At 46.6% G+C, this 20843-nt stretch carries 18 protein-coding genes and 3 tRNA genes; 15 read left to right on the plus strand and 6 right to left on the minus strand.

Translation table 11 applies throughout. The features are described 5' to 3' along the window. Positions 1-6: 6 nt before the first annotated feature. The 8 genes from dph5 (at position 7) to JW727_02950 (ending at position 4281) form a co-directional block, all read left to right on the plus strand. On the plus strand, positions 7-723 hold the full coding sequence (gene dph5 / locus JW727_02915; protein ID MBN2094976.1) for a diphthine synthase: 717 nt from the start codon (positions 7-9) through the stop codon (positions 721-723). Positions 724-760: 37 nt separating this feature from the next. Next, positions 761-1025 (plus strand) — tRNA-Glu (locus tag JW727_02920). A 41-nt stretch (positions 1026-1066) separates the two neighbouring features. Further along, entirely contained in the window at positions 1067-1258 is a 192-nt protein-coding gene (locus tag JW727_02925; protein ID MBN2094977.1) for a cold shock domain-containing protein, read from the plus strand. A 211-nt stretch (positions 1259-1469) separates the two neighbouring features. After that, on the plus strand, positions 1470-1964 hold the full coding sequence (locus JW727_02930) for a hypothetical protein (protein MBN2094978.1): 495 nt from the start codon (positions 1470-1472) through the stop codon (positions 1962-1964). Between the two features lie 39 nt (positions 1965-2003). Next, positions 2004-2687 (plus strand): hypothetical protein, encoded by a 684-nt coding sequence (locus JW727_02935; protein ID MBN2094979.1) that lies wholly within the window; start codon positions 2004-2006, stop codon positions 2685-2687. A gap of 45 nt (positions 2688-2732) precedes the next feature. After that, positions 2733-3007 (plus strand) — tRNA-Ser (locus tag JW727_02940). A gap of 20 nt (positions 3008-3027) precedes the next feature. Further along, entirely contained in the window at positions 3028-3597 is a 570-nt protein-coding gene (locus JW727_02945; GenBank protein MBN2094980.1) for a threonylcarbamoyl-AMP synthase, read from the plus strand. 168 nt (positions 3598-3765) lie between these two features. Next, positions 3766-4281, plus strand: a complete 516-nt coding sequence (locus tag JW727_02950; GenBank protein MBN2094981.1) for a peptidylprolyl isomerase — start codon at positions 3766-3768, stop codon at positions 4279-4281. A 121-nt stretch (positions 4282-4402) separates the two neighbouring features. Here JW727_02950 and JW727_02955 read toward each other — a convergent pair whose 3' ends face one another. Further along, positions 4403-5113, minus strand: a complete 711-nt coding sequence (locus JW727_02955; protein ID MBN2094982.1) for a hypothetical protein — start codon at positions 5111-5113, stop codon at positions 4403-4405. A 133-nt stretch (positions 5114-5246) separates the two neighbouring features. Between JW727_02955 and JW727_02960 the strand changes: the two genes are divergently transcribed. Then, positions 5247-5346 (plus strand) — tRNA-Thr (locus JW727_02960). A 109-nt stretch (positions 5347-5455) separates the two neighbouring features. After that, positions 5456-11464 carry a DUF2341 domain-containing protein gene (locus tag JW727_02965; GenBank protein MBN2094983.1) on the plus strand — a complete coding sequence of 2003 codons (6009 nt, stop codon included), beginning with the start codon at positions 5456-5458 and terminating at the stop codon, positions 11462-11464. Positions 11465-11550: 86 nt separating this feature from the next. Here JW727_02965 and JW727_02970 read toward each other — a convergent pair whose 3' ends face one another. Genes JW727_02970 through JW727_02985 form a run of 4 tightly spaced genes read right to left on the minus strand, consistent with a single transcriptional unit; the run spans position 11551 to position 14769 of the window. Next, positions 11551-12204: a hypothetical protein gene (locus JW727_02970; GenBank protein ID MBN2094984.1), complete on the minus strand. Its 654-nt coding sequence runs from the start codon at positions 12202-12204 to the stop codon at positions 11551-11553. A 22-nt stretch (positions 12205-12226) separates the two neighbouring features. Next, entirely contained in the window at positions 12227-13036 is an 810-nt protein-coding gene (locus JW727_02975; protein MBN2094985.1) for a metal ABC transporter permease, read from the minus strand. Positions 13037-13038: 2 nt separating this feature from the next. Next, the gene (locus JW727_02980) at positions 13039-13788 is read right to left on the minus strand and encodes a metal ABC transporter ATP-binding protein (protein MBN2094986.1); all 750 of its coding nucleotides are present in this window, start codon (positions 13786-13788) and stop codon (positions 13039-13041) included. A gap of 6 nt (positions 13789-13794) precedes the next feature. Then, positions 13795-14769, minus strand: coding sequence for a zinc ABC transporter substrate-binding protein (locus JW727_02985; GenBank protein MBN2094987.1), 975 nt, complete (start codon positions 14767-14769; stop codon positions 13795-13797). A 48-nt stretch (positions 14770-14817) separates the two neighbouring features. Here JW727_02985 and JW727_02990 point away from each other — a divergent pair, with 48 nt between their 5' ends. Beyond that, positions 14818-15543: a winged helix-turn-helix transcriptional regulator gene (locus JW727_02990; protein MBN2094988.1), complete on the plus strand. Its 726-nt coding sequence runs from the start codon at positions 14818-14820 to the stop codon at positions 15541-15543. A gap of 174 nt (positions 15544-15717) precedes the next feature. Continuing rightward, positions 15718-16314 (plus strand): hypothetical protein, encoded by a 597-nt coding sequence (locus tag JW727_02995; GenBank protein MBN2094989.1) that lies wholly within the window; start codon positions 15718-15720, stop codon positions 16312-16314. A gap of 99 nt (positions 16315-16413) precedes the next feature. Here JW727_02995 and JW727_03000 read toward each other — a convergent pair whose 3' ends face one another. Further along, positions 16414-17241, minus strand: a complete 828-nt coding sequence (locus JW727_03000) for a hypothetical protein (protein ID MBN2094990.1) — start codon at positions 17239-17241, stop codon at positions 16414-16416. 147 nt (positions 17242-17388) lie between these two features. Here JW727_03000 and JW727_03005 point away from each other — a divergent pair, with 147 nt between their 5' ends. Genes JW727_03005 through JW727_03015 form a run of 3 tightly spaced genes read left to right on the plus strand, consistent with a single transcriptional unit; the run spans position 17389 to position 20831 of the window. Beyond that, the gene (locus tag JW727_03005) at positions 17389-18141 is read left to right on the plus strand and encodes an ABC transporter ATP-binding protein (protein MBN2094991.1); all 753 of its coding nucleotides are present in this window, start codon (positions 17389-17391) and stop codon (positions 18139-18141) included. Further along, a complete protein-coding gene (locus JW727_03010) occupies positions 18138-19568 on the plus strand; it encodes a COG1361 S-layer family protein (protein ID MBN2094992.1) in 1431 nt (476 codons plus the stop codon). Before JW727_03005 ends, JW727_03010 begins: the two co-directional genes overlap by 4 nt. Before the next feature lie 15 nt (positions 19569-19583). Beyond that, positions 19584-20831, plus strand: coding sequence for an ABC transporter permease (locus tag JW727_03015; GenBank protein MBN2094993.1), 1248 nt, complete (start codon positions 19584-19586; stop codon positions 20829-20831). The last annotated feature ends 12 nt before the right edge of the window (positions 20832-20843 follow it).

Consider the following 20843-nt stretch of genomic DNA (forward strand, 5'->3'; position numbering starts at 1 on the left):
AATTTTATGCTATACCTGATTGGAGCGGGGCTGTGGGATGAGGGAGACATAGCCCTCAAAGGTCTTGAAGCTGCCCGGAAGTGCAGCAGGGTTTATTTTGAGAGGTACACAAGCTTGTGGAAGGGAGACCTTGAAAAGATTGGGCTGAAGGCAGAGGATTTTGCCAGGCCTGACATGGAGGATAATATGTCAAAACTCATTGGCGAGGCAAAGGAAAAAGATGTATGTGTTCTCGTGCCGGGTGACCCCCTGATTGCCACGACGCACTCGTCAATCATTACTGAAGCCAGAAAGGAGGGCGTTAAGGTGGAAGTAATCCACTCAAGCTCCATATTTTCAGCCCTTGGCGAGACGGGCCTGCAGGTCTACAAGTTTGGCAGGACTGCCACGATTCCCCACTACGAGACCGATGCGCCATATAAGATTTTGGAGCAGAACCTGTGGATAGGGGCGCACTCTCTCTTTTTGCTGGATATTCAGGGCCAGGAGCTTATGAAGTGCTCGGAAGGGCTAAAGAAGCTTCTTGAGATGGAGGGGCGGGGCAAAAAGGGCATAATCTCCGAGGACACGGAAGTGCTTGTCTTTTGCAGGGCAGGAAGCCCCGAAAAAGCGCTGAAGTGGGGCAAAGTCCGGGATTTTCTTGATTTTGACTGCACATTATGCGTGATTATTGTCCCGGGGCCGCTTCATTTTGCTGAGAGGGAGTACTTAGAGCAGCTTTAAAGATGGGGTTTTAAGTTTATTTCCTAACCTACTTTATGCCCCTGTAGTCTAGCTCGGTCCAGGATATCGCCCTTTCGAGCAGGCCCTTCTTTGAAAAGGAGGCCTGGCGCACCCAAGAAAACATATTTCAAGGGATGGGAAAGGTTTGAGGCCGAACAGGCCGATGACAAGGAGACAGGCGGAGACCCGGGGTCATTCCTTCTTTTAGAAAAAGAAGGTCTGACAACTCCAAGAAAAGGAGGTTACCGCTTCGCGAAATTCAGACGTGAAGTGGGTAGGGAATTCAAATCCCGGCAGGGGCAAATTTCAAATTCAGTCTTTTAAACTAAATAGTGATTTATAGATGGAAGGAACAGTAAAATTCTTCAATGTAATGAAGAACTTTGGGTTCATAAGCGGTGAAGACGGAAAGGACTACTTTGTTCACTCAAGCGCGTTGAAAGAAGGCACTATGCTTGGCGAGGGAGACAAGGTTTCTTTTGAGCCGGTACGAGGCGACAAAGGAATGAAGGCAGAAAAAGTTCAGAAATTATAGTTCTAGTGCGGAAATATAGTTTTGAGACAAATGAGTTTAGTTTTGGTTTTTGCAGGTTTTTTGAAGTATTGGGTTTTGGCTCGTCCCTGAAGGACGGGGTTTTGTCAGCCCGTGGGCAAATGGTTGCCTGTCCAGTTTGCATTATCTGCCTTGAATTTTCGACAAAAAACGACATAATGCGCGTTTAAATACCCTCGGGCACGGTCTGATTATGGAAGAAAAAACTTCTGGAGGGGATTTTCCGGTTCCGGCAGCTGAAAGGCCAGAGAGCCCGAAGTACGCCTCCCAGAGTTCGGATGCTGAAGAACTTATGAAACAGATTATCGCTCTGAAGAATGAAATGGTTGACTACTGGGCTGACCGGAGGGGGGACGCTTCGGACGTAATCGGGAAGTTTTTTGGTGAAAGAGAGTACGGGTATGTTTTTACGGACAGAAGGGGATCACCTTTGGGCTATTACACCATAAAGGTCGATTCAACAGGCAGGATCGTGGGCTACCGGGACGGGATTTCCGAAAATTCGGTCATGGTAGTTGAGGTTCCTTACGACCTTACGCGGGATATTGTCGAGGACATTTATGAGGATTCCAGATTCCCGAGGGATTGGATTTCGGCGACGATGAAGAAGGCTCCAAAGGTCGTTTCGGGGCTCAGGAAGGGCAAGGTAAAGGTTCGATCCGCTTCCCACTACAAGGGCAGAATCTAGGTTGGGGGTCTGGTTTGTTAAATAGCAGCGAGTATTATTATGGCTAGGAGAATTCCGGCAATTTCTGCTAAAACGGCATTTCCTGCAATACTTGCCCTTGTTTTTATCCTGGCGGCATCCTTTTGCATCCAGATGTACAACGAAAATGCGCCTTTTCCAGGCATTTCGAAAACCCCTTCGGGCACAGATGACCTGAAAAATGGCCTTGGCAATGGAGAAACTTCTTCCAGCGGCCAGAATTCTGGAGAATCGGGTGAAGAAGGCGATGAAGATGATGAAGAGGAAGAAGAAGGAGATGATAGTAGAGGCACTGGGGGAGCTCCCGGCGGAGGCGGAGGAGCTTCGGGTGATGGCGGCGGAGGTGGCGGCGCACCTTCAGCAATAATAAACTTTACTAATATCGAAGACCCGGACCCGAAAATCAGGGTAATTTCCTCCTACAAGTGCGGCTCTGACATATGTTTTCAGGTAAAGGCCGCAGACGACAACCTTGTGGATATTTCCATGTCGGGGCTTGAAACCTATATAAACAGCGAACCGGTGTCCCCTATCGACTGGGAGGGTGGTGTAAGCGGCTCTTCGTGCATTTCAACGGAATTTCTTGAGCCGGGGCAGAGCTGTTTTGGCAAGATACTTTCCGCAGAGTGCCTTTCAACGGACATCTTCAGGGTTATTATTCCACTGGGCTTCGAGGCCTGGTCATATATATCCGAATGCGGCTGATTTTGCCCAAAAAACTAGAATTAAGAACTTTTCAATTTAAGTTATGCCGAGGTGGCGGAGCGGTTAACGCGCCTGGCTTGAGTGAAGCTTTTCTTTCCAAAGAAAAGCCCCATGCGCAAAAGAAAGGATTATTCGAAAAAGCCCCGGGCTTTTTCATAAATCCGGCGCACTTAAAGCCTAGGAAACCAGGTTCCCACAAGGAGCGCAGGTAAAGACTTTCTTTTAGAAAAAGAAAGTCCTTAACGTCAAAGAAAACCAAATTCGCATATCACCGCGAAGTTGGCTGATTGGCGGTCTGCAATCGAATCCTGCCCTCGGCGATTATATTTCTCTCTAAATTATGGACGACACAGAAAGAGCCATTGGCGTGCTAAAGCTGGGGGGAGTTATCGCTTACCCAACGGACACAGTCTACGGCCTTGGTGCAAACATCTTTGATGAGAATGCCATCAGGCGCGTTTTTGAAGTTAAAAGAAGGCCGCTTGGTAAGCCCATTTCGGTCATGGTTTCAGGCATTGAGATGCTTGAGCGGGTCGCTTACCTGTCGCCTGAAAACCGCAGTATTGCCAAAGAGCTTCTTCCGGGGCCGGTAACACTCATACTTCCTGCGACAGAATTTGTCTCGACCCTTCTGACGGGCGGCACGGGGACAATCGGGGTGCGCTGGATTGAAAGCGATACAGTAAACAAAATTATCCTTGGCGCGGGCTTTCCGATAACAGCAACTTCGGCAAACTTGGCTGGAGGGTCGGACGCAAAGACGCCTGAAGAGCTGGCCGTGGAGCCGGATTTTGTTTTAACCGGAAACTGCGGGCTTGGGCAGCCCTCGACAGTGGTTGACCTGGTCGGAAAAAGAATCCTGAGGGAAGGCGCAGGGCTTGAAAAGGTAAAGCAGGCCTTAGAAGAATAGAAGGTCTATTTTTAAATTGCAGATTAACTTATGGCGAAAAGGCGCGTTCATGCAAAGGCAGAAACAGGTACTTTGAAAGAGCAGGAGGAAAAGCCAAAAAAACCAAACAACCTGAAAATTGCCTTGTTGGGCCTGCTTGTGTTTATAATTATTTTTGGAGCATTTTTTATGGCAGGAAAAACCGCGCCTGGAAACGAAAATGCAGCCAAAAGAGTGCTTCTTGAGACTAATATGGGAAACATCACGATAGAGCTTTATTCCAATATGCCGATAACTGCCGGAAACTTCGAGAACCTTGTCAAAAATGGCACTTATGATGGGACAGTATTTCACAGGGTCATAGCCGACTTTATGATTCAGGGCGGCGACCCTACAGGAACCGGCTACGGCGACCCGAAGATTCCAAAAATCCAGGATGAGTTCGTGAACGGAAGCACAAATGTCAGGGGAACCATTTCAATGGCAAACACAGGCCAGCCGAATTCCGGCTCAAGCCAGTTTTTCATAAACCTTGTTGACAATACCTTTCTAGACTGGGACAAGCCCCCTGCATCGAGCAGGCACCCGGTTTTCGGAAAAGTCGTCGAGGGTATGGACGTCGTGGACAAAATTGGAAAAGTCCAGACCGGTCCTGGCGACAGGCCGGCAAATGAAGTCAAAATCATCCGCGCTACCGTAATTTAGCTTATTTTGGGCTTAAACGACCTCAATTGGAAAGGATGAGTGCTGGGTCTGCCAAAACTGCGCCCAATTGTAAGGGAGAAGCTAAAGGAGATAAATTTGAAGATTTAACAGGTCTGCCAGTTTAGCGAAGTACTGCTCTTAGTGGCTCTCTGTGGGAATATGTTTGGTCAAGGAGAGCTATGCCACCATTAAATTTGGAAGCTGTTTCTGGAGCGTAAATGAATGACAGTTCCTCCCCGTAAGGCCCCGGCTTTTTAACCACCTGTTCTGATAGATCTGCCAATGTACCGAAGAGGCATAAGGTCTGCAAGGCAGTTTTTCCTTTTGAATGACCGCATCTTTTTGAACTTTCTTCAGGCCTGCTTAAGGCCACCTGGTCTTTTGAGAAGTTGGAATACCCCCTACCCCCAAAACTATGCAGCATATCTAATGGAGGGGCGTATTCCTCGCTACTATTCAAGGCACCCACCAGATAGGTATTTGTACCCTTTGCAAGGAGTATGCCTTCAAGGCCAGGATAGTCTTTGTTTCTTAGGGCATCAATGCTAGGTTTCACTAGGTCCAAAACCTGTTTTTTTAGCATATCTGTGCTTCCTTCTAGCAATTCCAATACGGGCTTTCCCTCAAAGGCACTAAGGTTAACGAGTTCTCTGGGAGTAAGAAATGCTTCACAACCATAATCTTCCCAAGTAAAGGTATCGGTCAGATGTCCTCCTCCCCACTCCAGTTGTGGCTTGGAAGAATCTTTGCAAGAGAACATGCGCTCGTAAGATTCCGTCTTGGGGAAGGCGATACCAACAAACTCGTACTGAACACCCTTTGATTTCATCATAACTTAATCCTGAATGCAGGTATAAATGGTGTCTTGGATTTGTGTTTCTGGCGTAACTTTTTTGTATTTGACTTATCGTGTCGCGGGATTGGAAGGCGAACCTGTTAAATTTGAATATTCTGACTAATGTTATGCCCTAGTAGCTCAGCTGGTTGAAGCTTGCCTTCAGGCTTCCGGCAAAGAGCGCGGGTTTCGTAAACCCGAGGTCGGGGGTTCGATCCCCCCCTAGGGCTATAATGTTTATCATGAGGACATTTCACCCGTAATGCTCCCGTTATGCAATCATCTTCGAAAGTCCGAAATGATATATAACGTTTGAGGCAGTTATGATTATAGGATAAAATGTCCAAAATATTTTTCGATGGGGGCAGTATTTCAAAAATTTTCCTTGCCTTCCTATTTGCGTTTTCACTTAATATTGCCTCGGTATCTGCGGCTTCTATATCAGGCCAATTTGAAGTGTCTGACACTATTACAAACCTAGGCACTGTGGACTCAAGCAGGATTTCAAATATAATTTTGGACCGGGGGAGCGATGTGGTCTGGAGGGTATACCCTACGGGATACTGGAACTTGGGAGAATATCACTTCTATGCAAAACTGGACAAGGTTTCAGGTAAGATTTACCTCCTTGCAAATTCTTCAAGCGAAGGCTCAGCCCTGGGTGTCATGATGCCTTCCATAAATCTGCAGGATCGTTTTGGCCTTAGCCAGACCCCAGACTACACGCATTTTTGCGCTCAATATGATTCCACAAAGACTCTTTCTTATGATGTGCTTGCTCAGACGGTTACAAGCCTAGCCTCCAGTGGTGCAATAGGGTCCGGAGCAACTCTATCAAAGGCACCGGTTTACAAAAGCAACTTCACGGACGGAGTTTATGTGCTCGGGTACTACATTTCTGCTTCTGAATTCGATGCTACCTCAAACAGCTTCCACAACTGGCCTTGGGGCACTGGAAGTGACGCATGCAAGTACTCAATTCTCTTTCCGATATGCGAATATAGCGAGGGTTCTGTAAGTGTGACCTTCAATATCGATAGCAGCCCAAGAAACTACCTGGTGTATGGTAGCCTATACAATGACAACAATGAGAATACTTATTACCGGTATAATGGCGTCACATGGTTGCAGCGAAGCTACTGGGGACTGACCAATCAGGTAAGGTATGGCTCTTCTTCGGGCTATCCCCAGCAAATAGAATTGTATGCAAGCAAGACCTGGTCAACAGTACACCCTTCAACTTGGATAGTGCTCGATACTGATTCAGTCAGTGTAACTGGAACTCTGGCTGGGCAGGGCCCAACCAGTGTCAATGAAGCTGAAGCCCCAGACGTGCTTTACAAATTTAGCGTCACGAAAGCACCTCTTGATTGGCTTGAGGGCTCGGTGAGGAGAACAATAATAATAAACAACAGCGAGAGTTCCGAGGATCTTGCAAATTATCCTGTGTTGCTGCAGGTTCCTTATGATTTTTTCATGAGGCAGGATTATGGCGACCTTAGGTTTACTGACCTTGGCGAAAGCCCGTTAAATTACTGGATAGAGTCTTACAACGTAAGCTCTGCCGTTGTGTGGGTAAAGATTCCATCAATTCCTGCTGGTGGAGAGACATCCATTTATATGTATTATGGTAACTCGACTCTCACGAACATTGGCAATGGCAACTTGGTTTTCCCTTTCTTTGAGGATTTCAATGACGGAAGTCTGGATCCATACTGGACCAAAGTCAATTCAGAGGCCAATATTTTTGAGAATAATGGGTATCTGGAGACTCCGGAATGCGGGGTTCCGGGAGAGGCAGACTGCAAATATGGATATGCTTTTGTTTACATGAACGCCGCTTCCAATGGAATCAGTATTAATCAGCCATTCAGGATAAAGCTGAAGACCTGGAACAAGGAGGACAGCGCTGGCGGTGAAGGGGCAGGAACTTTCATGTTCCGGGAAGTGCCTTACGTTGGAATTAACCCTAATGCAGTCTATTTTTTGCATGGTGACCGGAATAATTATCCGGGGTTCTATGAAGGCCATGATGGGCCACTGAGTTTTGGAATTTACTCGCCGATGCAGGATAGGTGGATTTCTGAAGAATTCCTATATGACGGGAGTGGAATGGGTCTTTGGTTTGACGGGACAAAAAGAAGCACCACTGCATGGGCTTCTGCTGAGGGGTACGTTTCTCTTGGAAATTCAATAGGCAGCGATTCCTATTCGACAGACAACAATAAATGGGACGACCTATTCATGATGCAGGTGGCATCAAAAGAGCCAGTCGTGAAGCTTGGAGATATTGAAACTGGCGATGGAACAGAGGAACCCATTCAGAACATAATTTCCGCAAATATTTTGCTTTTTGATGAGGAATATAACCCACTATATTCCAGTATTGGTCAAGAAGAATCCACCGCATATTTGACTTTGAAAAAACCGCATTACTTAGATATCTTAGTCAATGGTACCGTTTCTACAGATTCGCAGATTAGTGTAGAACTTTATCAGGGGAGCACGCTTAAATTTTCGGAAGACTTGGACACAATAATACAGCAGGAGGGTTCATATGCCTATATAAAATCGGGTGAGATTTTCTCTGTTCCGGAAAGCGCAGGCATTGGCTCTGGATATAAATTAGTGGTTAAGCTGGGAGATTATGTATTGAATCAGGAGGTTTATCTTACTCCTTTTGAGGCTGTGCCGATTGATGTTTTTGGCCAGGAATATCCTGTGGCTGGAGAGGTCAGGTATTATGATATAAAGCCCTATGAGTTGAGCCATAACGGGAATGAAGTGGTGATTGCCTACCCGATTTTTGAGCAGCAATATTTCGAAAGCCTTAGTGATGAAGGATTTGGTGTTTCCGACCCGGAAAGAGTTAAAGCCTTGGTGCAAAAGCTGTCCGTGCTTGAGTTAGTGGGTTTGACGGAAGTTGCGGCAAAATATCCAAATGCCCGGTTTGTGGTTTTTAACGGGTTGAAAGGAGATGCTGAAGTAATCTCTCAGGTAGAAGGAAACATAAAGTCCGCAAGAGCATCAAACAAAAAGCCGCTCATAGTTGGTGCGATACCCCATGCAACCCAAACCTACAGCAATATAGTCACTACTAAGGCATACCGATCTTCATATATGAGTTATGCTTTGGCTTCTTCCATTAATGTTCTCAGAACCTGGGGAGGCGAAGACAGAGAAACTTTTGTTTCAAGGCATTATCGGGGTGAAGAATACTTCCTTGCTTTAAATTCGACTGGAAAGTATTCAAAAGAAAGCTTTGGTGACCGGACCGAATCTCAGCCGGCGATGCTTGTGGCAATAGACGAAAATCCACTGCTTCAGGTGTCTCCTGCGATTGGCAATGACGCTAGAGATGAGGCTGGAAAGGATAATTATGACTATTACCGAATTGGGACCTTAATTCCTCTAGGACATACCTATTACTTAGGTCTTGAAGCAGGAAAGTTCCCCCTTGCAGAGTTTAGCCTGAATCCTTCGATGGCAGGATTAAAGTTTGGAAGAACCATTTTTAACTTCGGTCTTGAATTTGGAATAAATGCCGAGAGGACAGAAGACCGTGGGAAGATTTATGCCTATTTGGATATTGGTGCCATAATTACGGGTTTCCATGAAGAGTGGGACCTTTGGAAGGGAGCTATTAATGTGAATACGATTGACCAGGATGTCCAGCAGGGGGTTGACGATATTTGCGATATAGATACAGTTGTTCTTGGAAAAGTTGGAGATATTGAAATTGAAAATACCAACCTTAGAGGCATAATGACTTCTTTCAAGGACATTGTACTCTTCCTGTTTGTCCCAGAACCTGTGATTGCCAGGAATGAATTCCTGAGGTATGGATTTGAGCCTAGCAGTGTTCATACCTTGCTGGCAGATACAACAAAGACGATGGCAACGCATAATCAGCCTGTTTCAGACACGGTTGTCTATGAGGCAGACAATTATCCTTCCAAGATGAGCCTGAATAATGCTGCAATGAATCTTGCTGCCTTTGTCATAGACCTTGTGGAGTTTGGTGAGGGTGTGCTTCCGGTTGAGATTGAGCCAAGCCTCGAGGGTAAGATGCATATGGAGAACTATCTCGGGTCTTCAGATAGCATCAATTCAATAATAGTTTCTGAAGACGTTGCTCTCACCTTGAGAGGTCTTGCCGTAGATGTTATTGAAGATCCTTGGGCAGATGTTCCTAGTGACATTAAAGATGTCGCTGGATACCTTAAAGATGAAACTTTTAAGTCCGTTGATGTCTTTGAGGAGATAACTCTTTCCGGATACGAGTATATCTCGGTAAGTATGGAGTATTTGGAATATAGCAGGTATGAAGATTTCGCAAGTGGGTTAGTGGAAGAATACCTCTACTATGAGTCCCTTGAGATGGAGTATATGGAGGTCTGGACCTCAAAAGTCAAGGTCAAGACAGGAACCATAGATTACGAGAAAATCAAGAAATACCTGAAATGGGTTAAGATTATTGCTGCAGGACTCGATGCATGGCTTCAGTACGAAGAGGCACAGAAGGTTGCAGGGTTCAATTCCAACCAGCTTTACTATATGGGTGACCCATACCTTACCGGTTATGATGACCCGGTTTACAGCTTTTCGGTGGACGCTTTGCCTGAGCAGGTGCAAATACACATAAGGTCTGAGCCAAGGTTGATGGAGGTTATGGACACAAGTATGATTTATCCAAGCGTGACCGAACTCGAGATACCAGATATGACTGCAAAAGTGCTGGTAGAAGATTATACTCCCTACACAGGAGCCCCTCAGACGCCAAGTTTCATAATCTCAATATTTCACCCCAGAAATCAGGAGATCTACAATATTTCCTATGGGCTCTTAAGTCCCCAGAATTTTGAAAATGTAGACCTTGCAATGGGGGCTCTGGTTGTCGGTGAGGAGAGCCTTCCGGGCTTGATACCAGAATATGAATACTATCCGAAAGAAAGCCTGGTTTCCAGCACGGAAGATGTTGCAAATTATGCCCATACTGTGATCATGCTGTTCCCAACTAAGTATTACTCAGACAAGCACTTGGACTACTACAAGGATGTCTGGCTTAACTTCAGTGTTATGACTCGTTCTACAGAGCTAAATACTGAGCTTCAAGTGTATCCAAATGTAGTGGTCACAGAAAGAGGTTCTGAGACTAAGGTTACTCTGCGTCTAGTCAATGATATACTTTCCGGTGAAAATACCGCAGTAAATGTTACCTTTAGGGTGCCCGAAGGGATACTGCTTGGGGGAGGCGACCTAGAGAATGTGGTGCTTGGCAATACCCCCTCTGATTACAGCAGGGACTTTTTGTATGAAGTAAGCATTCCCGCAAGCACGGAGCTAGGGGCGTATTATATAAATATGAACCTTTCTGGATATGAAGGTTCGGAAAGGATTTACAGGGACTATGCGCTTCCAGTTATTGTTACTCGCAGGGACTTGGTGGACAATAATCTGCTTGAGTGGACAGTTCCTCCCAGGATGCAGATGGGAGTCGAGAATAAAGTTTCAGTGAAGGTAAGAAACGACGGAGAAATTAAAAATGTAGCCCTTCCAGTGAGACTTTTTCTAAACGATGAGCTAATTGATACACAAACAATAGGCATTATTGGTCCTGGCGAAGTTGTTGAACTGAACTTTACCGTTGTTCCTGAGCTAACTGGTCTAAGCAACCTTACCATTGCAGTGGTTTCAGCGCCCAACGAGTTTGAGCTTGAAAACAACATTAAGTCGGCATTGGTTGAAGTGTCTGAGGATATATGCCCTCCAATGATAACTCTCGCCACACCTTCAGATGGAGCCGTTTACTTCCTCAACCAGCAGGTCCTTGCCGATTACGAATGCACCGACGCTCTCAGCGGAGTCACCTCATGCACGGGAGCGGTTGAACTCGGAAGCCTAATTGACACTGCAAGCCTTGGCATTAAGTCCTTTACGGTTGCTTCAGCAGATAATGCGGGTAACACTGCAGAAAAAACTGTCTCCTACAGCGTCCAGTATTCTTACAGCGGAATCCTCAGGCCAATTGACCCCGATGGCACAAGTGTCTTCAAGCTCGGAAGCACGGTTCCGGTAAAGTTTAAGCTAACTGACGCTAGTGGGAACTTTGTTAAGACTGCGGTTGCAAAAATTTACCTGTCTAAAATAAGCAATGGCGTTATGGGAACAGAGGTTGATGCTGTGTCTACAAGCCAGGCTTCGACGGGAAACCTGTTTAGGTATGATGAAACTGCTAACCAATACGTGTTTAATCTTGCTACAAAATCTATGACGGTTGGAACCTGGAAGATAAGAATTTTGCTGGATGATGGCACTTCCCGGTATGTAACCCTGGGCCTCAGGTAAGCATTGCGTTTTGAGTTTGTTTGGGACCATGCAGTATGTTTGATGAACCTGAAATGTCTCTCCGGGTTTTCTTTTGGGCAATATCCCTATTGCTTGAGCTCTGCCCGCCTCTGATTTTTTCTTGCAGGAAGAAAGCGCCTGAAAAAATTACGGATGTAACCGATTATAATTACCAGCGCAAGTATTCCCCAGAGGTTTGAAAGCAAAATTTCAGAAATTGCTGACAGTGCTTCGGTCTTTGGCACTGCGTTTATGACTTCGACAACTTTTGCAAATATCCAGGCGACAATTATCGTGCTTATCCCTGCCGCAATAGGTGACACCATCCACCAGCTTTTTTCATACCTTCTTGAAAGGTAATCCGTGTAGCCAAAAAACAGGGAAAATGCGAAAAACCAGTTTAAGTTTGCAGCCAGAAAGTCAGCCATTGACATCACAAAGCTGCTCTGGAGGAGCGTGTTCATTATCCGCATGATAAATATCCCGAATGCCAGGAGGACTATCCCGATTATGCTTGCAAGAAACGGCCCGATTATGCTGAGATCTCCAAACCAGTAGCACGTACCGGAAATCCCGCAATTTCTGATCCGTTTCTTTGCTCTCGCGCCGATGTCTTCGGCCTCTTCGCCAAGTTCCTTTGCCCGCCTTTCCATGACATTGCCAAACTCATCGCCCCATTCGTTCCATTCCCTTTCGGTTTTGCCAAAAACTTTTTTCGGCCGGGGAGATTTATTTTCCATCGTCCTATAATAGTATATATACTTATCTAGAGAATACCCTCCTGAGAAGGATTATGGCCAGAAATATGGAGAGGTTAACGAGGACAATGGTTCCGGATACCGCAAAGTCAAAGTAGTATGCGGCCACAAGCCCCAAAACAACGGAAAGCACGGCGATTGCAGCAGATGAGATGAGGGTATTTCTGAAGCTGAGCTTTAGCTGCAGTGCAGAGGTGGCGGGCATAATTATCAGGGCTGAAGCGAGAAGAAGTCCAACAACCCTCATTGAGCTTACGACGGTTACTGCGGTAAGAGCGATAAGGGCAGTGTTCAGGGCATCAACTTTCACGCCAGAGGTTCTTGCCGAATCTTCGTCAAAAGTAAGGTAGACAAGCTCGCGGTAGAAAAGCGCGATAACTCCGATTACGCAGGCGGAAAGAAACACTGAGAGCAGGACCTCCTCGCTTCTTATAGACAGGATGCTTCCGAAAAGGTAGCTTAGAATGTCCACGTTGAACCCGCCTGCAATGCTTGCAATGAATACGCCTATTCCAAGGCCCGCATGGCTTACCATGCCTATTGCAGCGTCCCCGTACAGCCGGGCTTTTTCCCTAAGCTTCAGGATTCCAAGTGAACCGATTACCCCGAAAATCAGGGCACCAAAAAAAGGCATTATGTTGAAAAGAAGCCCGGTTGCAATGCCTCCAAATGATATGTGAGCAATCCCGTCACCCATAAGGGCGTACCTCCTGAGGACCAGGAAAACGCCAAGAAGAGAGCAGGCAATGGCGATAACTATCCCGGTTAAAAATGCCTTTTGCATAAACCCATATCCGATAATTTCGAAAACCATATTCAGCCCCTGTGAAGGCAAAGCATATGCTCGCCTTCCGAAAGCTTGTGCCCGTGCTTTTTGTCATAGACGCAGAAGTCCTTGTGGCTTCCGTAGAACTCGAGCGTCTGGTTCAAGCTTGCAACCTTTGTGACGTGGCGTGTGATTCTTCCAATGTCATGCGATACCAGGACGATTGTTATGCCCTTGGAATTAAGTTTTCCCAAAAGCCGGTAGAAGTTTTCCTGCGACTTTATGTCAACGCCGGTCGTCGGCTCGTCGAGAAAAAGTATTTCCGGCTTCGAAACAATGGCCCTTGCGATGAACACCCTCTGCTGCTGCCCTCCTGAAAGCTCCCCTATTCTTCTTTTCGAGTAGCCGTCCATGTCGACGGTTTTAAGCGCAGCCATCAGCGTCTCTTTTTCCTGTTTGCCAAGAACCTTTGGAAAGCGCATTTTTGACAGGAGCCCCATGGCGGCAACTTCTATTACGGTTGCGGGAAAGTTAGGGTCTATGCTCGTCGCTTTCTGCGGGACGTACCCGATTTTGCTCCATCCGGAGAAGTTTGAGATGCTATCGCCAAAGAGCTTTATTGAGCCCTTTTGGAGCTTGTAGAGCCCGAGCATTAGCTTCAGGAGGGTTGTTTTTCCGGAGCCGTTCGGGCCGATAAGCCCCACAAAATCGCCCTTGTAAATCTCCAGGGAAATGTCTGACAAGACTTTAAGTTTTCCAAATTTAAAATCCACCCCCTTCACCTCAACTAATGGCCCCATATTGATTTAGCTGCACTCAAGAGCAATCCTTAGCGACTCAAGGTTTTTTTCCATAATTGATAGGAAGGTTTCTCCATTAGCCAGCTCTTCCTTGCTGATGGTCTGGCCAGGGCTTAGCACAAGGGTACTTGCGCCCATTTCCTTTGCAAGAGTCTCCGACAGCCGTGGGTCGGTGTTCTTCTCGAAAAGGACATATTCAAGCCCATTTTCCTCTGCAAGCTTTGCAATTTCCTCGATTCTTTTGGGGCTTGGCTCACTGTCCGGAGATATGCCGTAAACAGAAAATATGGTGAAGTTATACCGTTTTGCAAGGTAGGAGTATGCGTTATGCCCCCCGGTTATGATTGCCTTTTTCCGGCAGTTCCCTAGCGTAGCGGAATAATTCTGGTCAAGTGAGAGCAGCTTTTTCTTGTACTCTGCGGCATTTTCAAGGTAATATTTTGACCTTTCCGGGTTTTTTTCTGACAACTTGGCGGCTATCTCATCCACAATCCGGGCGTCGTTTTCAAAGTCCAGCCATATGTGGGGATCATACTCTCCGTGCTCGTGGTCGCTGTGTTTTTCTCCCCCCTCTTCCACGGAAGGCTCTTCTTCATGCCCGCTGGCTTCTTCAGAGGATATCAGGACTGAAACTTTGCTTGCCTCTATGGCAGTCAGGTTTGGGTTTTCAAGGCCTCCAAGAATATCTTCTGCCCAGGGTTCCATGCCAGGCCCAATGTAGATAAACAGGTCCGAATTTTCTATTTTTGCAATGTCTCCCGGGCGGGGGTCGAAGTGGTGCACGTCGGTTCCAGGAGGAAGTATAAGAGTCACCTCCAGGTCTTTCCCGCCAACCACTTTTGCAAACTCGTACAGGGGAAAAATGGTGGAGCTTGCCCTGATTTTTCCGCTTTCTTCTCCAGCGGTTTGGTAAACGCACCCCGAAAGCAGAATGGTAGCCAGCAATACTGCCAGTATATTCAGCTTTCCAAGGCGATTCATAAACATCCTTCAAAATAAGATATTAGTGATTATCGGGCGAATATTTACATGCGTAAGCCCCTTTTGCTTGCCTTTTTGCTTATTGCTGCGGCTTTTCCGGCAATGGCGGAGGACTACTATGCGGACGTCCAGATTAAGGTCTGGCATGCTGGAGAGGTCGAAATATCGGGCACGACAAACCATCCGACCCTTGCTCCCGGAGTTTACCAGAACTTCACAAGCAAGTCCGGCAGCATGTGGGTTTTGAACATAACCCTCCCGGAGACTTTTTCCGAGTATGTTTATGATGTTGAGCTTCCGCAAAAATCTCAGGTAAATTACCTGTCGGTACCCAAAAATATCCGGATGGAGACGCGTGACGGTGCGCTTCATCTTATCGGCTCGGGCATGGACCAGAAGTTTTTCGTGGTTGTGCAGTACAGCTATGATGGCACCCCTCCACCCCAACCTCCAAGCCCAGTAGTGCCTCTGGCTATTTTTGCGCTTGTAATTGCGGGAATCGTGGTGCACTACAGGTTCAAGATAAAGAAAATAAAATTGGTGCCTCCGAAAATCAGGAAGGGCTATAACCCTCTCGCGCTTACTGAGCGGCAAAAGGAAATTCTTGACTTTATCGAAAAGGCAGGAAACGCCACGACACAGGCAAAGCTTCAGGCGGGGACAAATATTCCCAAGGCATCGCTTTCCCGAAATATAGATGCGCTCGTAAAGAAGGGAATTCTGAAGCGGGAACGGAAGGGGATGACAATGGTTGTTTATTTTAGTGAGGAATAAGCATTAACCTTTTCCGGCATATTTCGCACTATTCCGCATTTTTTCAGGGAACTTATATGGGCTGTTCCGCCGAAGTGGGCTTATGCCTGCCGCCCGATGCCGGAAGCGAAAAGAAATGGGCCATAGCAAATAGCGCATATCAGGCAAGTGGGCGGAAAGGCATGTAAGAAAAATATGAAAGGAATAAGTATGTTGGGCGCAGTAGCCCTGTTGGTGGTAGGTTCAGTGCTGGTAATGGGCGTGTCGATGGCTGACGGAACTGAAAACTCTGTCGGAAACACCTGGAGAGCAGAGGCAGTGCAGGCAGTAGAAGACAATAACTTTGACGCCTGGAAAGCCGCTATGCTTGGCGGCCTGACTGTTGAGAGATTCAACGGTATTGTGCAGAGGTTCCAGGGTAGGTCTGAGATGAAGGCACAGATGCAGGAAAGGGAAACCGCTGTTCGTGAAGCCCTTGAGCAAGAAGACTACGAGGCCTGGAAGGCGGCAGTTGATTCCTTTGGAAAAGGAAGAAACGTCTCTGAAATGGTGTCCGAGGAAGAGTTTGCAACAATAGTCGAGATATACAAGGCAAGGGAAGCGGGAGACTACACGACTGCAAGAACCCTCATGGAGGAAAGCGGCCTTGGCCTGCTCCCCGGAATCGGCTCTGTTATGGGCATGAGCAGAGAGATGGGAGCTAAGGGCCAGGGAATCGGAATGGGCGGCAAGGGCGAGCGCGAAATGAAGCGAGACCGTGACTGCACTGGCCTTGGAAGGGACTTTGAGTAAGAAGCAGCTTTTCTCTAGACCGAAGCGATTTTGTTTTCTTTTTTGTTTTTATTGCAGACCTTATCTGGAGCTGATTTGTATATTTGCAATAATTAGAGGTTAACTAGTTATTACTTTGAGAGCCCATTTCGCTAATGCAAATAGAATCAATAAAACTGTGAGAATCGCGGTGATTGTTATGGCAATAAGATACACGATGGGTGTTGCGAAGGGATTATTTCCTAATTGTATTCCCCAAAAATTATTCGCAAAGTAATTGACGTATCTGCACAAGTGAGGGGATTGTGCTGATACAATTAGACCTAGAGAAGCAAAGAAGATTATTGCAGAAATAAAAGCAGAAAGAAACAATAGGATGAATGTGTGCTTGGTGATAATTTCTTCCAGGCTGCAATTATAGCGAAGATAGAGGATGATACATGCAAGGATAAGGCCCATTATGAAGGTTGGTATGGAATAAAAGATGGACAGTACCACCAATTGTGGGAAATCTAACTCAAAAAATACCTTTTTGCACATAGGCGAAACGAAGTGAGATGCATTTTGGGGGTTAATTAAATCCTCATAGATATCTGAGGCGTAAGGGGTATTTAAATGATAAATTGCAGTAAAACTTTCTGGGGTTTCATTGAAGCTACATTGAGAATAGGTTTTGTTATGTCCAAGGTACACTAAACTGAAGCACTCATAGCCATCATACTGGGTGAAGTAGATATAACCTGAACCAATACAGGTTAGGGAAAGTATGATGAATAGGTACGCAATTATACGTTCCCCGGATATGTTTGACCAGTGATTATTGGCAGAATTTTTATCTGAGGCCCTCTTGTGGCTTACCGTAAGTTCATCAGAAATACCGGTCAGAGATAAATTCAGACGATTTGGCGAGGGCTTTTTTATTCCAACATGTTTAGTTTCCTTAACCATAATTAACTTCTGCTATGAGATATACTTTCCAAAATCTGTAGGGCTCTAGGGATACAGGAAAATCGTTTCTGTAGTGTAAACTGCCCAAAATACCCGTTCCACCTTGTTCCGCCTAACCTATTTATATTGTTCCGGCCCATTTTTGGAATGGAAAAGACGGAAAAAGGGACGAGAAAATGCTTCTCCGGCGACAAAATCATTTCGCTTAAGAATGTCTGGAAGGTTTATAAGATGGGTGAAGTCCTCGTGCCTGCATTAAAGGACGTTACCGTGGATATACATGAAGGCGACTTTGTCGCAATAGTCGGCGCTTCTGGTTCCGGGAAATCGACTATGATGAATATGGTCGGCTGCCTTGACACGCCAACAAAGGGGGAAGTTTATTTAAAGTCAAAGAACATAAGCAAGATGCCTGAGTCTGAGCTTGCCTCGCTTCGGGGACGGGCAATTGGGTTTATATTTCAGCAATATAACTTAATGCCCCACATGACCGCTTACGAAAATGTAATTCTCCCACTTGAGTTTCACGGTTATGATGATGAAACTGCCCACAAAAGGGTTGTTGGGGTCTTGAACCTGGTCGGGCTTGCAGGCAAGATGTATAATCGCCCTTCGCAGATGTCGGGCGGAGAGCAGCAGAGAGTGTCGATTGCTCGCTGCCTTGTAACAGACCCTGATATAATACTTGCAGATGAGCCGACAGGAGCTCTTGACAGTGTGAGGGGAAAAGAAGTCCTTACCCTTTTGCAGAAGCTTTGGAAAGAAAAAGGAAAGACGGTTATTATGGTTACGCATGACTTGAATCTTGCGCGCATGGCTTGTTCGGTTATAGAGCTGAAAGACGGTGAGATAGTTTCGTCAGGGCCGCTCAAGGAGGCCTTGCGGAGGACTGCAGCATGAAAACTCATCCTATTTTGTTTGGCTTAATAATTGTCTTTTTGCAGTTTTGCGCGGTTTTTGCAGCCCCGACTTCGGGGGCAAGCATTGTAGATTATAATGAGAGAAGCATAATTTCAGTTAGTCTAGTCAACCAGGACCCGGACCCTGCAATATCGGGAGACATAATTGAAGTGCGTATAGGCATTGAAAATAAGGGCGGGGAAGCAGTAAATGACCTTATGGTGGAGGTAGTTCCAACTTATCCGTTTGAGCTTGTTTCAGGCGAAACCGGCCTGCTGAACGCAGGGACGATCAATGGCTACCAGCAGAATTCCGAGATGAAAATTCTCAAATACCGCCTGAGGGTTAACCGGGAGGCATCAGCCGGCTCTTATGAGCTTAAAGTAAGGTTCTATGAAGAGGGCTCTGGGCAAGTTTCGGAAAGGACCTTTTCGATTGACATTCAGAGCAGAGAAAGCGCAGAAGTAATCTATATAGATAAGACCGTCCTTATCCCGGGAAAGATGAGCACCATGACGTTTACGATAAACAATGTGGGGAGTTCGCCGCTTCGCGACCTGAACTTCAAGTGGTCGAACCCTGATAAAATAATACTTCCTGTTGGAAGCGATAATGCAAAGTATGTCCGGTACATTGATGTAGGCGAAAGCGCAGAGCTTGAGTATCAGGTCATAGCCGACACGAATGCAGATGTCGGGCTTTACGAGCTTGACTTGTGCCTTTCATATACCGACCCGCTCACAGGCAGTGAAAAGACCATCTCGACACTTGCGGGAGTGTATGTTGGTGGGGAAACCGATTTTGATGTGGCTTTTTCTGAAAGCTCAAGCGGAACAACTTCATTTAGTATTGCAAACATAGGAAATAATCCTGCATATTCGGTTTCTGTCATAGTCCCAAGCCAAAGGTCCTGGAGTGTTCAGGGCCCAAACTCGGTAATAATAGGAAACCTCAACAAGGGGGATTATACCGTTGCAAGCTTTACGCTCCAGCAGAGCGGCTCAACAATGCAGATGCCTAATGGAACAAGGGGGGTTGGAATGGCGAACGCAACGACTGACGGAATCGCTGCACAGGATAGGGACCGCAACATGACGGCTTTCCAGAACCGGACAATGCAGGCACAGTCCAGCACGATTCTCCTTCAGGTTGCCTACACAGATACTCTGGGAGAGAGGAGGATTCTTGACAAAGAGGTCCAGATGGCTTCACAAAGTAGCGGCAACACGACCTTTGCAATGGCCCGCACAGCAGGCAGGAATGGCACATACCCACAATCGCAAGGGGGTCTTGGAAACTATGTCTGGCTGATATCTGGCTTTATCGTTCTGGCAGGGGGCTTTTTTCTTTACAGGAGGCACAAGAAGAAAAAACAGGCGTCCATTGAGTTTAAGGAGGGTAATTTTCTTTCCAAAAAGAAGAAATAGCCCTTTCAAAATAAGATGAAATTCAGGAAGTGTTTCAAGCACGCTTTTAATATGGTAGTGCACAGCAAGCTTAGAAGCTGGCTAACCATAATAGGAATTGTAATTGGCGTTGGGTCTGTTGTCGCGATTCTTGCATTAAGCGAAGGAATGCAGGAGTCGATGAATGACCGGCTCGGGGCGCTTGGAGGCGACATACTTACGCTTTCTGCCGGCTACTCGAGAGGAAGCAGCATGATGGGCGGCAGGGAAGGGCCTGATGGCAGCTTTGGCGGAAGCGGAGGCGCAACGGCAACTGACGATGAGCCGGTAATCGACCGCTCGGACGTTCAGGCGCTTAAGTCAATACCGGACATCGCAATAATCAGCCCAACTATCAGGGGAAATGTCAAGGTATCCTATTTAGGAAAATCCGGGTCTGTTTCCCTTACGGGCGTTGACCAGGCAGTCTGGTCGAAGATAACCACCGCTGAGATAAGGGATGGCAGAATGCTTGACTCGGCAGACCAAAACGTCATCGTAATCGGCTCCCGGCTTGCGGACTCTTACTTCAGCCAGCCGCTTGGGATAAGCAAGTCCATAACTATCGAGGGAAGCTCTTTTAGGATTGTCGGGATTCTTGATGACGAGAGTAACAGCATCTATATGCCAATGCAGATGGCATACCAGGTTCTTGAGGACAAGGATTACGGAGTTTACGATTCGGTTACTATTAAGATAAAGGACGAGGAAACCTTGAACGAAACAATGGAGAAAATCACCAGCAAGCTTATGCTGGTCCGGCATGTTAATGAACGGACCAAGGACTTCACGCTTTCTTCAAGCAAGCAGATGCAGGCAACTCGCGCTGAGATGATGAGTTCCATGACAATTTTCCTGACAGCCATTGCGGCAGTTTCACTGATTGTCGGCGCGGTAGGGATAGCAAATACGATGTTTACCTCAGTTCTCGAAAAGACAAAGGAGATTGGGATAATGAAGGCCATAGGGGCAAGAAACTCGGACATAATGATGATTTTCGTGCTGGACTCTGCAATTATCGGCTTTGTCGGCGGGGCGCTTGGCCTGCTTCTTGGAATGGCGGCTTCGATGGCCTTTCCGACACTGATGGGCGAGACAATGATGTTTCGCTCAGGCGGCGTGGTTTCCATGAGGATAATTATTCTTGCCTTGGGGGTTTCTGTTCTTATTGGTGTTTTGTCAGGGCTTATTCCAGCTTACCAGGCGTCCAAATTAAAGCCGGTGGATGCACTGAGGTATGAGTAGCAGGGCAGGAAA

The sequence above is a fragment of the Candidatus Aenigmatarchaeota archaeon genome (assembly GCA_016932615.1).
Lineage (GTDB): Archaea > Aenigmatarchaeota > Aenigmatarchaeia > QMZS01 > QMZS01 > JAFGCN01.

Coding starts and splice junctions, on each gene's coding strand:
- dph5 (MBN2094976.1), top strand. CDS start 7: ATGCTATACCTGATTGGAGCGGGGCTGTGGGATGAGGGAGACATAGCC.
- JW727_02925 (MBN2094977.1), top strand. CDS start 1,067: ATGGAAGGAACAGTAAAATTCTTCAATGTAATGAAGAACTTTGGGTTC.
- JW727_02930 (MBN2094978.1), top strand. CDS start 1,470: ATGGAAGAAAAAACTTCTGGAGGGGATTTTCCGGTTCCGGCAGCTGAA.
- JW727_02935 (MBN2094979.1), top strand. CDS start 2,004: ATGGCTAGGAGAATTCCGGCAATTTCTGCTAAAACGGCATTTCCTGCA.
- JW727_02945 (MBN2094980.1), top strand. CDS start 3,028: ATGGACGACACAGAAAGAGCCATTGGCGTGCTAAAGCTGGGGGGAGTT.
- JW727_02950 (MBN2094981.1), top strand. CDS start 3,766: ATGGCAGGAAAAACCGCGCCTGGAAACGAAAATGCAGCCAAAAGAGTG.
- JW727_02955 (MBN2094982.1), bottom strand. CDS start 5,113: ATGATGAAATCAAAGGGTGTTCAGTACGAGTTTGTTGGTATCGCCTTC.
- JW727_02965 (MBN2094983.1), top strand. CDS start 5,456: ATGTCCAAAATATTTTTCGATGGGGGCAGTATTTCAAAAATTTTCCTT.
- JW727_02970 (MBN2094984.1), bottom strand. CDS start 12,204: ATGGAAAATAAATCTCCCCGGCCGAAAAAAGTTTTTGGCAAAACCGAA.
- JW727_02975 (MBN2094985.1), bottom strand. CDS start 13,036: ATGGTTTTCGAAATTATCGGATATGGGTTTATGCAAAAGGCATTTTTA.
- JW727_02980 (MBN2094986.1), bottom strand. CDS start 13,788: ATGGGGCCATTAGTTGAGGTGAAGGGGGTGGATTTTAAATTTGGAAAA.
- JW727_02985 (MBN2094987.1), bottom strand. CDS start 14,769: ATGAATCGCCTTGGAAAGCTGAATATACTGGCAGTATTGCTGGCTACC.
- JW727_02990 (MBN2094988.1), top strand. CDS start 14,818: ATGCGTAAGCCCCTTTTGCTTGCCTTTTTGCTTATTGCTGCGGCTTTT.
- JW727_02995 (MBN2094989.1), top strand. CDS start 15,718: ATGAAAGGAATAAGTATGTTGGGCGCAGTAGCCCTGTTGGTGGTAGGT.
- JW727_03000 (MBN2094990.1), bottom strand. CDS start 17,241: ATGGTTAAGGAAACTAAACATGTTGGAATAAAAAAGCCCTCGCCAAAT.
- JW727_03005 (MBN2094991.1), top strand. CDS start 17,389: ATGGAAAAGACGGAAAAAGGGACGAGAAAATGCTTCTCCGGCGACAAA.
- JW727_03010 (MBN2094992.1), top strand. CDS start 18,138: ATGAAAACTCATCCTATTTTGTTTGGCTTAATAATTGTCTTTTTGCAG.
- JW727_03015 (MBN2094993.1), top strand. CDS start 19,584: ATGAAATTCAGGAAGTGTTTCAAGCACGCTTTTAATATGGTAGTGCAC.